Raw genomic sequence first — 15,705 nt, 5'->3', positions numbered from 1 at the left:
GCCCATGCCGAGATCGACCAGCATCGTGACGGCCTGCATGAACCGCCAGGCCCACCTGCTGGAGTCGGCGGAGCGGGTCGCGGCCTGGCCTCACCACCAGGAGCATCTGATCGTCGACTGGAGCAGCGCGATCCCCCTGCGGCGCAGTGATCTGCCCGCTGATCCGCGCATCCGCCTGCTGCGGGTGAACGGCGAAGGCCACTGGAACCTCTGCCGCGCCTACAACTTCGCCCTGGCGCGCGCCCGCGGCTCCTGCCTGTTCAAGCTCGATGCCGACTGCTGGCCCGAGCAGCTCGATCACCCTGAGGCGCTGGCCACAGGGGCGACGCTCTGCCGCTTCGGCAGCGGGCCCCACGGCAGGCTGGGGCAGTGGATCATGGACCGGACTCTGATCGAGCGGGTGGGCGGCTTCAACGAACTGCTCTGGGGCTACGGCTTCGATGACAAGGACCTGAAGGCACGCTTGGGCTGCCTGCTGCCCCTGCCGCTTGAGGAACTGCCGGAGGCCGCCATCGGAATCATCCAGCACTCGATCCACTACCGGGCCGCTCACCGCGATGGCAGGGAGTCACAGCGCGAGACGCCCGGCCTCGAGCTGCGCCGCAGCCAGGCCCTGAAGTCGGCCACATCACTGGCCAACCGGGTGGTGGCGGCCCACTGCCCCTGGCACGCCGGCGCCACCCCCAGCCGCTATAGCCAGACCAGCGCCGGCGACTGGCTGGCTGAGGCCGGCTCCCTGCCGCAGCCGCCCGCGGCGGTGGCCAAGGAGCTGAACCGCCTGCGGCGGGTGGTGTTCTGGAGCCGCTTCCTGGCCATTCCGGAGATCTGCGTGGAGCGGCTGCCCGAAAAACTGTTACCGGCCGGTGCGCACCAGGGCCCAGCGATCACCTGGTGGCATCGCGGCTACTGGCACACGATCCGGCGGCTCATTGAACTGCCGGTGAATGCCCTGGCCGGCCTGCGTGGCTCCCTGCAAACGACGCGGAGGATGCGGTGAGTCGGCGAGCCGCCCTGCGATTGATGCTGGAGCGGCGCAGCGGGGCGCTGGCGAGCTGGTTGCTGCCCGCTCCGATCGGGCCAAGGCTGCCCGCACCGCTGCGCAGCCTGCTGCTAGGTGCCCGGGTGCACCGGGCCGTCGGCCGCAATGACGACGCCATGGCCCTCGCCGACCTCCACAACCTGGCCGAAGGCCACGGCCGGCACGACCTGGTGCATCGGTTGCTGTTCCGCCGCGGCTTCCGGCCCAAGGACCCCGCCAGCCAGCGCCGGCTGCTCTGGGGGGTGGCCGGCGATCCGGTGTTCCAGGAGTCGCACCGCTCCTACGCCCTGATCGGGCTGTCTTACCGCAGCCTCAAGGATGGGGATCACGCCCAGGCGGAGCTGCTGATCCCCCCGATCGAGGCCATGGCCACGGCGCTGGAGAACGACCCCGCCACCCTGGCCTGCGGCCGCAACAACCGCCGCAACCGCTCCAAGCTGCTGATCTCCTCCTACGCAACCCTGCTCCACCTGTATCTGCTGATCGGCAACCAAGACGCGGTGGCGGGCCTCGGCGAGCGGGCGCTGGCCCTGGCCGGGCGGATCGACTACGGGCAGCTGCCCGCCGACGTGGCCTATCGCCTCACCTCCAACTTCGCGCGCAGCCTGGGCAGCGGCTATCTCGACGCCTGGCGCCGAGGCGACGGCGCGGGCCAGCGGCGGGCGCTCGCCGCCCTTGAGGCCGTTCGGCTTGAAACCCTCAGCCCACGCCACGGTGGCAGCGGCGCCCAGGAAAACCACCGGCGCTTCGTGGCCGGACTGTTGGAGTCGTATGCCACGGGCCTTGGGGAGCCGGCCAGTTCGGGGCCGATGCCACGGCCGGAACCGATCGAACCGGAACGCCTCCTCAACGTGGCCACACCGGAGCTGAAGCAGCGGCTGACGGAGTTCCTGAGCGCCTGATGCGGATCCTGCTCTACATCGATTCGCTCAAGGCCGGTGGCGCCGAACGGGTCACGCTTCAGTTCGCCGGCTGGCTGAGCCAGGCGGGCCATGAGGTGACCGTGCTCACCCGCAAGGGGCCCGCCTGGGATTTCTATCCGGTCGGCGCCGATCTGCGGCGGGTCGTCGAGCGCGACGCCGCCCGCGGCCTTGGTCCGCTCGGCTTTCCCTGGCGCCTGCTGGCCCTGCGGCAGCAATTACGGCAGCTGAGGATCGAGCTGGCCATCGGCATGACCACCCTGCCGGCGATCAAGCTGCTGTTGGCCAGCTGCGGCCTGGGCCTGCCCGTGGTGGTGTCGGAGCGGAACTATCCGCCCGCCAAACCCCCCGCAGCGCCCTGGCGGCTGTTGCGGCGGCTCGTCTACCCCAAAGCGGCCCTGCACCTGGTTCAGACCGAGGCGATCGCCACCTGGCTGAGGCGGCAGGGGCTGGCCCGCCAGACGGCCTGCCTGCCCAATGCGGTGGCCTGGCCGCTGGCGGGCTTCGAGCCCCGCCTCGACCCCGCCGACTGGCTCGATCCCGCCTGGCCGGTGTTGCTGGCGGTGGGAACCAAATCCCATCAAAAGGGCTTCGACCGGCTGGTGGGCGCCTTTGCGCGGATCGCGGCCGACCACCCCAGCTGGCGCTTGGTGATCCTGGGGCTCGACGCCGGCGCGTATCACGGTGTCGACCAGGTGGCCGCCCTGCGCGGACTGCTTGCGGGTGGGGCCGAGCTGCAGCAGCGGCTGGTGTTCCCCGGCAAAGCCGGCAACGTGGCCGACTGGTACGCCCGAGCCGACCTGTTCGTGCTGAGCTCCCGCTACGAGGGCTTCCCCAACGTGCTGCTCGAAGCGATGGCCTGCGGCTGTCCCTGCCTGGCGCTCGACTGCCCGACCGGCCCGGCGGAGATTCTCGAGAACGGGCGCAACGGCTTGCTGCTGCCGGCTGACGCCGAGGCGACCCAGCTCGCCGCTGCCCTCTCCCGGCTGATGGGTGATCCACAGCGTCGTGGTGCCCTGGGCGAAGAGGCCCGGGAGGTGAGGGAGCGCTTTGCGCCCGAGCGGATCCAGGACCAGTTCCTGGAGCTGCTCCAGCCGTTTTTAGGCGGAGCTGGGGGCGGGAGCACGAGATGAGCTCTCGTACTGGCAGCAAGGCATCACCGGTCCTGCTCAAGCTGTTGGTGTTCGCCCCGAGCCGCCGCGCCCCCTCGGAAACGTTCATCCGGGCCAACCTGCGCGCCCTGCCCTGCGCCACCACCGTCTACTGCGGTGATGAGCGGCCCTGGTGTGGGCCGCCGCTGCGGCTGGCTTATGGCCTGGCGATCCTGGCCAGCAAGGTGCTGGATCGGCTTGGCTGCCAGCGGCTGGCCAGCTGGATTCCCGCGCAGGTGGCGATCGCCATCTGCCGCCGCGAGCGTCCCGATGTGGTGCTGGCCGAATTCGGCTTCCACGCCGTGCGGGTCATGGAGCTGGTGCCCGCCACCGGGCTGCCGCTGATCGTCCACTTCCGCGGGGCCGATGCCTCCTCAAGCCGCTACCTGCAGCGGCTGAAGCCGCGCTACCGGCGTCTGTTGCAGCTCTGCAGCGCCGTGGTGGTGAAATCACAGCCAATGGCGAGCACCCTGCGCGGCCTGGCGAGCGAGCGGGCCACGCCACTGCCCGTGCTGATCAGTCCATCGGGCGCCGATCCCGATCGCTTCAGCGGGGCCGATCCGGCGGCGGCAGCGCCCCTGTTCCTGGCGGTAGGACGCTTCGTGGCCAAGAAAGGTCCGCTGATCACCCTGGAGGCCTTCGCCCAAGCCAGCCAAGGGCGTCCCGCCGGGCTGCGGCTGGTGATGGTGGGAGCGGGGCCGCTGCTGGAGCAGGCCCGGCAGCTGGCGCTGGCCCTGGGGGTGGAGGCGCAGGTGCAGTTCCCCGGCCTGCAGACACCGGAGCAGATCGCCGACTGGATGCGCCGCAGCCGTGCCTTCCTGCAGCACTCGCTGACCGGACCAGACGGCGACCAGGAGGGCTCACCGGTGGCGGTGATGGAAGCCCAGCTCAGCGGCCTGCCCGTGGTGGCCACGCGCCATGCCGGGATTCCGGAGGTGGTGCTGGAGGGGGAAACGGGCCTTCTGGTGGAGGAAGGCGATCGCGACGGCATGGCCGCTGCGATCGGCCGCCTGGCCGACGACCCGGCGCTGGCGGAGCAGCTGGGGCTCGCCGGCCGCGCCCGCTGCTCAGCCCAGTTCACGGTGAGCCATCACATCGAGCAGCTCATGGACCTGATCGAGCGCGTCCGTGCTGACGGCCCCCCCTCCGCCTTCCGGCGGGCGCCGTAAGGTCAGCCCCCTGTCGACCCGCCTTCCCGCTGTGGCCCAGGCCCCGAATCTGCTGCTGATCCGGGGCCTGGGCCACAGCGGCACCACCATTCTCGATCTCATCCTCGGCAGCCACTCGCGCATGCTCGGGCTGGGCGAGGCCGTGCGGATCCTTGAGCCGATCCGCCCTGGCGACGAGCAACGGGGACCAGCCCAGCTGCGCCTGGAGCTCCGCCACACGCGCCGCTGCACCTGCGGGGCAACGGCGGCGCAGTGTCCGCTCTGGGGGCCGCTGCTGGAGTGGCTGCCGGGCCATGACGAGCGCCCGATCGGCGACAAACTGCAGCGGCTGCTGGCTCAGGTGCAGGCCTTGAGCCCCACGGCCCAGCCGATCAGCTGGGCGGTTGACTCCTATCAGTCCGATCTGGAGGTCCCCCTGCTGCCGTTGCCAGGGGTGGAGGTGCGGATGATCCATCTGGTACGCGACGTTCGCTCCTGGGTGCACTCACGCGCCGGTGGCTCGCGCTCTGCCCCTGGGGCCGCCTGGCGATCGCTGGCCCGCTGGGCCCGCACCAACGCGCAGGTGGCCGAGGTGCTGCGTCGCTCCGGCCAGCCCGTGTTCCAGCTCGGCTACGAGGAGCTGGCCCTGGCTCCGGAGGCGGCGCTGCGCAAGCTCTGCAGCTGGCTCGAGCTCGACTATGAGCCGACGATGCTCAGCCCGGCTCAAACGATCGAAGGGAGTCACATCCTCTCGGGTAACCGCATGCGCTTCGATCCCTCCAAATCGAGCGCGATCCGTTACGACGGCAAGTGGCTCAGCGGCAGTCATCCCTGGATCGGGCTCGCCGCCCAGCTCCCGCCCCTGCAGGCCATGAACCGCCGACTGGTGTACTCCAACCATTTGCTCTAAAAAAGCTTACTCAACCCTCAATCAGTGAAACTTGGGATAGGCCCTGAGGAAATACTGAACTTGCCACAGGAATAGTAAGTACAGAATTGAGCCAACACACCATAGTGCCGCTGTGCGCCTCCATCGATGACAGACAAAGCGGAACAACCCGGCCAAGAAAAGCGACCAGCCGAGAACGTAAACCGGCAACCAAAGGATGGCCACAAGATCGGGATGCTCCGCAGCAGATTGATTCAGTAGCAACGACCAGCAGAGCGGCACAAGCAGAAACACCTCCAGAAAAGGGCGCGCCGGATAGGAGCTCCTGGAGGCAACCACGAGAGCAAATACAGCGGCTGCAAACACCCAAACGAGGAAATGATAGGTATTCATCCAGGCAGGAAGTTCCCCGATAGCATTCTCCGACTGTCGCCACAGGAAAGTAAAGGCACTCAGGGGTGTCTGGTAGTCGATATTCTGCTGTCCCAGCTCCTTGTACCAGTGGGTGAGCCCCATCCTCAGCAATGCATCACTGCCAAAGAAGGAGAAGCCAAACCAAGTTTCATAGACCCAAACCCTGATGTAGTGAGACGCGGCAAGGAAGAAGATGCCAGCGATAATGGGCCATCTAAAGAATGGACGGCGCAGGGAGGCGGCGATGACCGTGGGCGCAGGAGGAGCCATCAGCTTCACCAGCGACAGCACAAAAGCGAGCAAAATACCGAACCGGCCACAACTGAGAGCAGAAAGAAGCAGAAAAAATGTAGAGACCTTCTGCCACGAACGGCATGCTGGCTTAGCCACCGAGATGGCGACAGAGACAACCAATAGAAGGATTGCCAAGGAGCCATCGAAGTTGTTCCAAGCCAATCCCCATACCGGCTCAGAGCTGAATGCGACCGAGAAGGCTACACCTCCCGCCACCCAGGCCATGCTGCGGGACGAGCCCTCATCAGAGCCGCTAGATACCTGGCCCAGACAAGCGTAAAAGGCGATGACGGCGAGACCAAGGGCCATCACCAGAGCAGTGATTACCGGGATCGCAACCACTACGGCAGCAAAGCCAGCCTCGCCGCCGAGGGACAGTCCAATGAAATGAGGCAGCGCATAAAGAGAAACATGTGACTTATACAACTGTTCAGGAAATTCACCTCCATAATCCCTCTGAAATAGAAGAAATCCGCCCAGATTCCAAAATCCATGATCGATCCAGGCCTGAGCCGAATTCAGCAGCCTTGTGGTGTGAACAGATCCGACTCGAGCATAAAGAGAGTACTGACGAAGCAGCGTTATTAAAGTTAAGCCGGCCGTAAATAGACTCACCCCCACTACAACCATCCCCTCCCGACTACCATCCGCCCGTCGCCAGTTGATGCGGGCTCGACCAAGCCAATGACGCACGACTGACTTAACCATGCCAAAATCCTCTGGAGCTTGGCGAAGGATACAGAAAAAGCAATCCTGGCGAGTCGCCTCTAAACCACTGGGCTCAAAACTATTGAAGTTATTCACACTTCCATCCCTGGCTTCAAACACCTCGGCGATAACGATGGAAGGCCACTCATGAGCTGGATGTAGTCGCAGTCAATCCGGAGGCCAGACCCTAAGCTGCACTTATGCCTAGTACTAGTCATACCCCCTCCGACTCGGGTGGCTTCCTGGGTGGACTCAATGAGGCCCAGCGCCGCGCCGTCGATCACCACAACGGCCCCTTGCTGGTGGTGGCCGGAGCGGGCAGCGGCAAGACGCGAGCTCTCACCCACCGCATCGCCCACCTGATCGGCCACCACGGCGCCGACCCCCACCAGCTACTGGCCGTCACCTTCACCAACAAGGCGGCGCGGGAGATGAAGGACCGACTGGAGCTGCTCCTGGCCCAGCGCCTGGCCAGCAGTCAGTTCGGCCAGCCCTACAGCACCCTCATGCCCCAGCAGCAGCGGCAGCTGCGCAACCGCATCTACCGGGAAGTGACCAAGGAGCTCTGGATCGGCACCTTCCATGCCCTGTTCGCGCGGCTGCTGCGCTTCGACATCGACAAGTACAAGGACCCCGAAGGGCTCAGCTGGACCCGTCAGTTCTCGATCTACGACGAATCTGACGCCCAGACCCTGGTTAAAGAAATCGTCACCCAGGAGCTGGGACTGGATCCCAAGCGCTTTGAGCCCAAGAAGGTGCGCTGGGCGATCAGCAATGCCAAGAACCAGGGCTGGCTGCCCGATGTGATGGAGGCGAAGGCCGAAGGGATGCGTGGCCGCAAGGAGGCCGAGGCCTACAGGCTCTACCGCCGCGCCCTGGCCGCCAACAACGCCCTCGACTTCGACGATCTGCTGCTGCTGCCCGTCCAACTGCTGCAGAGCAACGAACAGGTGCGTCACTACTGGCACGGCCGCTTTCGCCACGTGCTCGTGGATGAGTACCAGGACACCAACCGCACCCAGTACGACCTGATCAAGCTGCTGGTCACGGGCGGCCGCGACCCCGAGCAGTTCGACGACTGGGGCCAGCGCTCGGTGTTCGTCGTCGGCGACGCCGACCAGAGCATCTACAGCTTCCGGGCGGCCGATTTCACGATCCTGATGGGCTTCCAGGACGACTTCGGCGATCGGGCCAGCGACGAAGCCACCCGCACGATGGTGAAGCTGGAGGAGAACTACCGCTCCACCGCCACGATCCTGGCGGCGGCCAACGCCCTGATCGCCCACAACAGCGAGCGCATCGACAAGGTGCTGCGGCCCACCCGCGGCGAAGGCGAACTGATCACCCTCACCCGCTGCGACGACGAGATCGCCGAAGCCGAAGCGGTGGTGCACCGACTGCGGATGCTGGAGGCGGCCCACCCCGAGCTGAGCTGGGGCGACATGGCGATCCTCTATCGCACCAACGCCCAGAGCCGGGCGATGGAGGAATCGCTGGTGCGCTGGGGCATCCCCTACATCGTTGTGGGGGGGCTGCGCTTCTACGACCGGCGCGAGATCAAGGACATGCTGGCCTACCTGCGCCTGCTGGTGAACCCGGCCGACAGCGTCAGCCTGCTGCGGGTGCTGAATGTGCCGCGGCGCGGCATCGGCAAAACCACCGTGCAGCGCCTCACCGACGCCTCCGCCCAGCTGGGTCTGCCGCTCTGGGAGGTGGTCAGCGATCCGGAGGCCGTGCGTTCCCTGGCAGGCCGCTCCGCCAAGGGACTGTTGCAGTTCAGCGAACTGATCGGGGATCTGGGCAGCCGCATCCAGGACGCGCCCCCCTCGGAGCTGGTGCAACGGGTGATGGAACAGAGCGGCTACCTGGCCGAGTTGATCACCGAGGGCACTGATGAGGCCGAAGAACGGCGGCGCAACCTGCAGGAGCTGGTCAATGCCGCCCTCCAATACCAGGAAGAAAACGAGGAGGGCTCGCTGGAGGGCTTCCTGGCCTCTGCCGCCCTGGCCAGCGACGCCGACAGCAAGGACACCGAGGCCAACCGGGTCACCCTGATGACCCTGCACGCCAGCAAGGGGCTGGAGTTTCCTGTGGTCTGCCTCGTGGGCCTGGAGCAGGGTCTCTTCCCCAGCTACCGCTCCCTGGAGGATCCCTCCGCCCTGGAGGAGGAGCGGCGCCTCTGCTACGTGGGTATAACCCGCGCCAAGGAGCGGCTGTTCCTCTCCCACGCCAGCGAAAGGCGGCTCTGGGGCGGCATGCGCGAGCCGGCGGTGCCGTCGGTGTTTCTCTCGGAACTGCCGCCGGAGCTGATCCAGGGCGACATCCCCCAGAGCGGTGGCGCGTCCATCCGGCGGGAGCAGCGGCTGGATCGCCTCACTCGGGTCGATCGCGAGGACAGCCAACGGGTGGCCGCCGGTGGCAGCCCCGCAGCCCCGGCCAATGCGGTGCGGCGGCGTGCGCCGGCCCGGACCTGGGCGATTGGCGATCAATTGCGCCACGCCAGCTTCGGCGACGGCACGATCACCCACCTGTTCGGTAGCGGCGAGAAGATCTCGATCGCGGTGAAGTTTGAGGGCATGGGCCCGAAGATCCTCGACCCGCGCCTGGCACCGATTGAGCCCCTGCCATGAGCAGCCCCTGTCGGCCCAGATGAAGGCGGTCCACAACCCAGATCCCACCACTGGATCAAGCGGTGCTCCCTGCACCAAGGCAAGGCTGCAGCGCTTCATTCTGCTGGTGGCTCTGATCGGCCTAGCTCTTCTGAGTTCGCGCGGATTATTTCAGGCTTACTCCTATTGGCACGATGAGCTGTTCACGATTGGAGCTGCCAGCGTCGAGTCATGGGCGGATCTTTTCAAGATCTGGATCTTTCCAGACACCCACCCTCCTTTCCATTTGGTTCTGCTGAAAGCCTGGATCGGCCTGTTCGGGTCTGGTGAGATCTCCACCCGGCTGCTGAGCCTGATTCCAGCCTGGCTGAGCCTGATTGCCATGGCCGTGGCCACCCGCGGCGGCGGATTCACGCGCCAGCTGATCGCGATTCTGTTTCTGGGCACCAGCCCCTTATTCAGCCTGTATGCCCAGGAGGTCAGGCCCTACGCCTGGGCGCTGCTGTTCGCAACAACAGCGGTGACCACGATGACCTTGCTGTGGCGATCACAGCGGCCGGGCCTGGCCATCCGCCCATCGAAACTCCACAGACTTCGCCTTGGTTTTGGCCTATCGCTGCTGCTGCTGTCCCTGAGCCATTACTTCGGCTTGTTCTATGCCGCCACCCTGGTTGCCCTAGACCTTCGCTCAGGCGCACCTTGCCTGGGTCGCCGGCGCCATGGACTGATCTTATTGGTGTCGCTGACTGCCTGGCCGCTGCTGCATCGCCTGTTCGGCGGCGGCGGCGGTCGAACCGCCTGGATTGAACCTCAGCCAGTCGTCGGCGTGATCAAGGCGGCCTTCAACGGGGTCTTCCCTGCCTTCAGCGTTGCCCTGGCCCTGGCGTTGATGACCACTCTGGCCTGGGCGCTGGGTGAGAGAAAGCGGCAGCAATCGCGGCCTTCACGCCTGCATCAGGAGCTGCGCTGCGATCCCAACAGCAAGGAAGCCCTGAAGCTGCTTGCTGGCGCCGCCACATTTCTAGGGCTGATCTGTCTGATTGATCTGATCAAACCTCTCTCTGTCGAGCGGTATTTCATCGTTCTACTGCCTGCCCTGGCTCTCGCCCTAGCCGATGGCGGCCAGGCCCTGTTCAACAGCGGCAGCACCCAGACCAGACGAGCCACCGCGATCGTTTTGGCCGTCACCATTGCCATGCACTTCGGGCATTCTCAAGAGGTTCTTTCCGCCAAAATCTATCCCCAGCAAAACTACAAGCAATTAGCCAGCTTCCTGCGTGCAACAGACCTCTGCAGCCAGGGATGCTCCAGCAACTCTGCCAAGAAAGAGCGGCTCCGCCCCTATTTCGATACGATCCCTGTGGTGCGTATTGAGCGTGATCAAGCGGATCGCTGGGCAACAGTCAGACTTCCGTTCATCGGATTACACGGTGAACAGGAATTGATCCGGCCACTGCTCGCCTCCCACCCAGAAGCCTCCTGCTGGGAACCCAGACAATTTTCGCGATCCAGCACCTTTGTGATCCTGAACGTAGATTCAGAACAACAGCCCCAATCCTTTGGGCTGCAGAGATGCGCCAAGTAGTTGAGGTTTGTCAATTTCAAATGGGCTCAGCTTGATCCCCTCAAGCTTGATTGGCACAGCCTGCTGCTGATTCGAGGCCTTCAGCAGCAGAGCTTGGTACCATCCACTCACCTGTTTGGCTCGGGGGCCAAGATTCTTGGGTCCCACCTGACTCCGATTGGCGCCATCGATGTCTGAGGCCGGCCCCATCGACGCGAAGCAGGCGAGGGAGCCCAGCTGGTGGGTCGAGCCCATCGCCGAGAGATCCAGGGCCTGGATCGAGCGGCACCGCGAACCCTTGGAGCGGAGCAGCGATGTTCTGCTTGGTCTGGGCGTGTTGATGGCCTGGACTCAGAGCGATGTGACCAGTGCCCTGGTGGGCCTGCTCTGGCTGGTGCTGAGGCTGGCGATCAGCCCGGGAAGCCAGACCTTCAACTGGGCACTGATTCTGATTCTGCTGCTCAATCTGCGCGGCGTGGTGCTGCACGAGGGCCCCAAGCCCTTTTCTCACATTGCGTACATCGTGGTGATCACCGCCTTCGTGGCTGGCCTGGGGCGACCGCTGCGGCACTGGCAGGCCTCCCTGGTGGCCATCGCGGTGGCCGCTGTGATCGGTTTTGTCTTCAACCTCACCCCCTTGAGCGTCTCGCTGCAGGCCATCTGGGCAGGCCAGGCCGATCTGCCCGGCTATCTCGCCCAGTCCTGGGGCGGCCAATACTTCCGGGTCGGCTCCCTGAGCGTGAACCAGACGGCCTTTCTCTGTGGTCTGAGCCTCTGTCAGAGCGCTGCTGTGGCGATCCGCAGCAGCGGGAGTCTGCGGATCTTGATGACGCTGGCGGCCACCAGCAGCGCCATCGCGGCCTTCGCCACCGGCTCACGGCTGGCCATGCTGCTGCCTCCGCTGCTGGTGGCAGCAGCTCTGCTGCTCACGCGCCAGTCCCCCTCCACACCAGCAAGAGCGGATGGCCATCCACCGCGGCGGGACTGGTGGCGGCCCCGCAGGCTGGCCCTGGTGATCGGAGCTGCGGCGCTGGCCCTGGTCCTGCTGCATCAGAGCGGGCTTGACTCACGCTTGCTGCATACGTTTTTCGAGCGGAAATCCAGTGGGGATGACGGCCGCCTCACCGTGCTGGCCTGTTATCTCGGCCTGCCCTTCCTGGAGCCGGGCTTCTGGTTTTTCGGGGCAGGGTATGGAGCAGCGATGGTCCGCTTCTGCGACGAGGATGTGGGCATCACCGTGAGCCACGCCCATAACTTCATCGTCCAGATCGTGGCCGACTCAGGCTTGATCAGTGCTGCCGCCGTGACCCTGGCGGCGGTCCTGGTCTTCGGTCGGCTGAAACGGCTGCTGAGCGCCAGCAGTGGCACGGGCGTCGATGGCCCAAGGGCCCATCTGATCGGGCCGGCGCTGCTGGCCAGCTGCCTGTTTCTGCTGATCTTCAACATCTTCGAGCTGACGACGCTGAAGGTGACGATGCTCACCCTGCTGTTCGGCTTTCTGCCGGCCTGCAGCTTCTGGGTCCGCTCACCATCACAGCGAACCTCTGCCCCTTCTTTGCCAGCCCTCCATTGAAACGAGCGGATCCGACGACAGGCAACCGACTCAGCCGCCAGTTTTTTGTGTCACTGATCAGCGACGCCAGCCTGGTGCTGGCCGTTGTGATGCTGTTCATCGAAGACGGCAAGCGCTACAGCGCCGGAGCCACCACGATCTGGCTCGCCATCGAGACCCTGCGCCTAACCAGCGCCCTGCCCTGGTCGTGGGGAGCACTGGCTATTCTGGCGCTGAATGTGCGGGGAATCGTGCTCGAGGACGGTCCGACCCCGGTCTCGCACATGGACTACGTACTGATCATCATCGCTTTCCTGGTGGGCTTCGGCCGCAGCGCCCAGCGCTGGCGTCGCACGGCCGCCCTAGTGAGTGGGGCCTGCCTGCTGGGCGTGCTGCTCAACGCCGAAGTGATCATCGATTTCGCCTGGTGGGCGATCGAGTATCAGGCCCACAGCCTCACCAAGAACCAGACGGCCCTGCTGGCTGGAGTGGGCGCCCTCTGCGGTGTGATGGCCGCGTTGCTGGGTCGGCGTCAGGTGCGCTGGTGGCTGCCGATGCTGCCGTGCATCGCCGCCAGCATGATCCTGGCGAGGGCTACCACCTCTCGGGCGGCCCTGGGGCTGGTGCCCCTGGCCCTGCTGCTGGCGGCTCTGCTGATCAACCGCCATCGGCTCTCCCCAGCTGCCCGGCGCGGCCTCGGCCTGGCTGCTGTGCTGGTGCCGCTCTCGCTCTTGGCCATCGTCCTGGTCGTGGAGATCAGCGCCCCGGGCAGCCTGCTCGGCTGGTTCAACAATCTTTACGGAGCGGAGAACATCGCCAACGACATCGGCAGGTTCCGGGTCTGGGGGTGTTATCTCGGACTGCCGTTCATGGGGGAGAACCGGTTCATCTATGGGGTCGGCTTTCAGAACTCCTGGCAACTCTTTTGCACCCCCGAGGTGACCGGCCGCTTTCTCACCCATTCTCACAATCTGTTGCTGCAGATCTGGGCAGAGAACGGGGTCGTTCCCCTTGCCCTGGTCGTCTTCTTCCTGGTGCTGATGATCCGCCGAGTGCTGCGCAACACGGCTCACAGCCCTCAGCCTGGACGCGGCCAGGAGATGGGTCGGGCACTGGCCTTCAGCAGCACGGCCCTGTTCCTCTACTTACTCGGCTTCCACATGGTGGAGCTGGGGATGATGAAGGTCCCCATCCTCACCGCCCTGTTCGGCTATTTCCTGGCCGCGATCTATCCCCCCTCCAGCCTGCAAAAGCGTTCACTCCAGGTCGATCACCACCACGCCGGATAAGGCCGCAAGTTCACTGATGTGGCGCCGGACCCCGAACTTGCCCTTGGCCAGCTCCACGGTATAAATCCTGGCTGGACCCAGCAGCGGAATGGTGGCGGAGAACTTGCAGCCCCGGTAGACCCAACTGCCATCGGCGTCCCGCTCTTTCGCCAGCACCGTTCCCGCCCCCAGGACACCCGAGCCGATCACATCGCCCCTTTCATCGCGGATCAGCACATCGGTGCTGGGGCCCACCTGCCGGTATTCGCCGACCCCCTCACAGGCGAGGGTATCGGGATCAAATCGCATGGCCCGCTGGCCGGCGGTTGCCAGCACAGTTTTCGAAGTCTGCTGATTGCGGGAGGCCACGATGAAGGTGGTGAGATCGATGGCCTCGGGTGGGTCGTGCCGACCGCAGGCGCTCAACAGAGCCAGCCCGCAGAGGGCAGCGGCCGAAGCGCGGATCATCGAGAGTCGTTGGCGACGCATCACGCGGAGAAATCACAACGGAGGATAGAGCGCATCTCCGCCGGGCTCTTGACCTGATCAAATCCCCAGTAGGGCTGGAGCAGCAAGCGCAGGGCCGCTGTCGTGTCGCCTGTACTGTCGCCGGTATCGAGCAGGGAAGCAAGCTGGCGGCTGAGGGCCAGGCGTTGGCTCCACTCGTTGACCTCGACATCGACCTTGGCCGAGCGCAACCCGGAGAGGTCCTGCTGCGGGTCCACCCCGATCCAGTGCAGGTTGAGATCCAGCGCCAGTGCGTAACCCAGATGGGTGCCGAAGGCATTGGACGCCAGGCCATGGCAGAGCTCCATCAAGGTGCGCAGGGAATCCAGGAACCAGGGGTTGGAGCGATGGCCGTTGCAGGCCACGATCCAGTCGGGTGGAAGCCCGGGCCACTCCGGATCCATCCAATGCCGCAGCCAGATCACCGAGCGGTAGCCCCCTTTGGCCCGGATGGCCTCGATGGCGGAGAGGCAGGCCGGCAGATCCGTGCTCCGCTCCACCCCTTCCCAGCTGTGGGCCAGCACCACCAGCAGGGTGGGGCCGAGCTGCTGTCGCAGCTCTTGCTGCCGATGGGGCTCCAGCAGGGAGCGGGCATAGGCGATCCAGGGGCCGATCGCCAGCGCCGGAAGGTCAAACCGTTCCCGTACCCACTGGGCTCTTAGCGGTCCCATGCAAAGGAAGGCCTTCGACCACGGCTTAGGAGTCTCGAAACCCGACTCCCGTGACACCTTGAGGCCATGCTCAAGCAGCAAGGGCAGGGGCGCTGCGATCAGGGGCAGTCCGCCATGCCGCTTCAGCTGGATGTCGTGGCCGTAGTGGTGCGAGGATTTTTCGCGCTCACGCCGCGCCGGGGTGTGAAAGGCCGGCAGACCATGGCTGAGACAAAACCGTCCTCCCTCCCAGAGATCAGCACAGACCCGGGGAGCGAAGGGCTGGCTGTGGAAGGCCTGATGCACCAGGCCGGCGTAGGCGGCCAGCGCCTGCTGCTCCTGTGGTTCGGGCTGGATCCGCCGTCTCAGGCCCCTCAGCCACCACTGGGCATCCTTTCTTCGAAGCTTAAGCATTGCGGTCCGTCCAGCCCTGGCTCAACAGGGCCTCCATCCGGCCCCTGCGGTACAGGAGCGCCTCAGCCAGAGCGCGGATGGCGCCATGGCCGCCGGGCTCTGGTAGCACCAGATCGGCCCGGCGGCAGAACCAGTCGGGTGCGTCGGCCGGGGTGAGCAGCAGGCCAACGTGATCCCGCACCACCAGATCATTGAGGTCGTCGCCAACGTAGGCCGTCTGCTCCGCCGCCACACCCACCAAAGCAGCCAGTTCGACGATGGCGGCGGCCTTGTCCTTGATTCCCACCAGCACGTGGCGAATGCCGAGATGGGCCGCCCGCAGCTGGGTGGCTCCGCCCCGGCCGCCACTGAGACAGGCCACCTCGATGCCCAGCGACTGGATCAAGCGGATCCCCAGGCCATCGCGCACATCGAAGCGCTTGAGTGGCTCGCCTTCCGATCCGTAATACAGGCCACCGTCGGTGAGCACACCATCGACATCGAGCACCAGCAAGCGCAGCCCATCAAGGCGGCGGCAGCAGAGGCGCAGCCCCAGCTGGAAACGAAGACGGCGCAGAAGCGAAGAATGCTGCAAGGGA

At 65.5% G+C, this 15,705-nt stretch carries 13 protein-coding genes; 9 read left to right on the top strand and 4 right to left on the bottom strand.

The window, feature by feature from the left end:
• Window positions 1-4 precede the first annotated feature (4 nt).
• Genes BM449_RS08010 through BM449_RS07990 form a run of 5 tightly spaced genes read left to right on the top strand, consistent with a single transcriptional unit; the run spans window position 5 to window position 5,168 of the window.
• Entirely contained in the window at window positions 5-997 is a 993-nt protein-coding gene (locus BM449_RS08010; protein WP_083544469.1) for a glycosyltransferase family A protein, read from the top strand.
• Window positions 994-1,941: a hypothetical protein gene (locus BM449_RS08005; protein ID WP_145536735.1), complete on the top strand. Its 948-nt coding sequence runs from the start codon at window positions 994-996 to the stop codon at window positions 1,939-1,941. The genes BM449_RS08010 and BM449_RS08005 overlap by 4 nt, the downstream gene beginning before the upstream one ends.
• Window positions 1,941-3,092: a glycosyltransferase family 4 protein gene (locus BM449_RS08000; RefSeq protein ID WP_071800786.1), complete on the top strand. Its 1,152-nt coding sequence runs from the start codon at window positions 1,941-1,943 to the stop codon at window positions 3,090-3,092. Before BM449_RS08005 ends, BM449_RS08000 begins: the two co-directional genes overlap by 1 nt.
• Window positions 3,089-4,279, top strand: coding sequence for a glycosyltransferase (locus tag BM449_RS07995; protein WP_071800785.1), 1,191 nt, complete (start codon window positions 3,089-3,091; stop codon window positions 4,277-4,279). The genes BM449_RS08000 and BM449_RS07995 overlap by 4 nt, the downstream gene beginning before the upstream one ends.
• A complete protein-coding gene (locus tag BM449_RS07990; protein ID WP_311134016.1) occupies window positions 4,239-5,168 on the top strand; it encodes a sulfotransferase in 930 nt (309 codons plus the stop codon). Before BM449_RS07995 ends, BM449_RS07990 begins: the two co-directional genes overlap by 41 nt.
• A 21-nt stretch (window positions 5,169-5,189) precedes the next feature.
• Here the strand turns inward: BM449_RS07990 and BM449_RS07985 are convergent, their stop codons facing one another.
• Complete coding sequence (locus BM449_RS07985; protein ID WP_145536732.1) at window positions 5,190-6,683, bottom strand: hypothetical protein; 1,494 nt, start codon at window positions 6,681-6,683, stop codon at window positions 5,190-5,192.
• A gap of 80 nt (window positions 6,684-6,763) precedes the next feature.
• On the opposite strand from BM449_RS07985, the gene BM449_RS07980 reads away from it, so the two are divergent.
• The 4 genes from BM449_RS07980 to BM449_RS07965 all read left to right on the top strand — a co-directional run bounded on the left by BM449_RS07980 (window position 6,764) and on the right by BM449_RS07965 (window position 13,577).
• Window positions 6,764-9,193: a UvrD-helicase domain-containing protein gene (locus BM449_RS07980; RefSeq protein WP_071800783.1), complete on the top strand. Its 2,430-nt coding sequence runs from the start codon at window positions 6,764-6,766 to the stop codon at window positions 9,191-9,193.
• A gap of 19 nt (window positions 9,194-9,212) precedes the next feature.
• The gene (locus tag BM449_RS07975) at window positions 9,213-10,757 is read left to right on the top strand and encodes a hypothetical protein (protein WP_162922855.1); all 1,545 of its coding nucleotides are present in this window, start codon (window positions 9,213-9,215) and stop codon (window positions 10,755-10,757) included.
• 169 nt (window positions 10,758-10,926) lie between these two features.
• Complete coding sequence (locus tag BM449_RS07970; protein ID WP_071800781.1) at window positions 10,927-12,309, top strand: hypothetical protein; 1,383 nt, start codon at window positions 10,927-10,929, stop codon at window positions 12,307-12,309.
• A complete protein-coding gene (locus BM449_RS07965) occupies window positions 12,306-13,577 on the top strand; it encodes an O-antigen ligase family protein (RefSeq protein ID WP_071800780.1) in 1,272 nt (423 codons plus the stop codon). Before BM449_RS07970 ends, BM449_RS07965 begins: the two co-directional genes overlap by 4 nt.
• Here the strand turns inward: BM449_RS07965 and BM449_RS07960 are convergent.
• The 3 genes from BM449_RS07960 to BM449_RS07950 are packed head-to-tail and all read right to left on the bottom strand — an operon-like array spanning window position 13,545 to window position 15,701.
• Window positions 13,545-14,024 carry a hypothetical protein gene (locus tag BM449_RS07960; protein ID WP_145536726.1) on the bottom strand — a complete coding sequence of 160 codons (480 nt, stop codon included), beginning with the start codon at window positions 14,022-14,024 and terminating at the stop codon, window positions 13,545-13,547. The genes BM449_RS07965 and BM449_RS07960 overlap by 33 nt on opposite strands.
• A gap of 20 nt (window positions 14,025-14,044) precedes the next feature.
• On the bottom strand, window positions 14,045-15,127 hold the full coding sequence (locus tag BM449_RS07955; protein ID WP_071800778.1) for a hypothetical protein: 1,083 nt from the start codon (window positions 15,125-15,127) through the stop codon (window positions 14,045-14,047).
• Window positions 15,120-15,701: a phosphatase gene (locus BM449_RS07950; protein WP_233830574.1), complete on the bottom strand. Its 582-nt coding sequence runs from the start codon at window positions 15,699-15,701 to the stop codon at window positions 15,120-15,122. The genes BM449_RS07955 and BM449_RS07950 overlap by 8 nt, the downstream gene beginning before the upstream one ends.
• Between the last annotated feature and the right edge of the window lie 4 nt (window positions 15,702-15,705).

The sequence above is a fragment of the Synechococcus sp. SynAce01 genome, assembly GCF_001885215.1.
Lineage (GTDB): Bacteria > Cyanobacteriota > Cyanobacteriia > PCC-6307 > Cyanobiaceae > Regnicoccus > Regnicoccus frigidus.
Note: the sequence above shows the minus strand (reverse complement) of the source record. Positions and strands in the feature narration are given on the sequence as shown.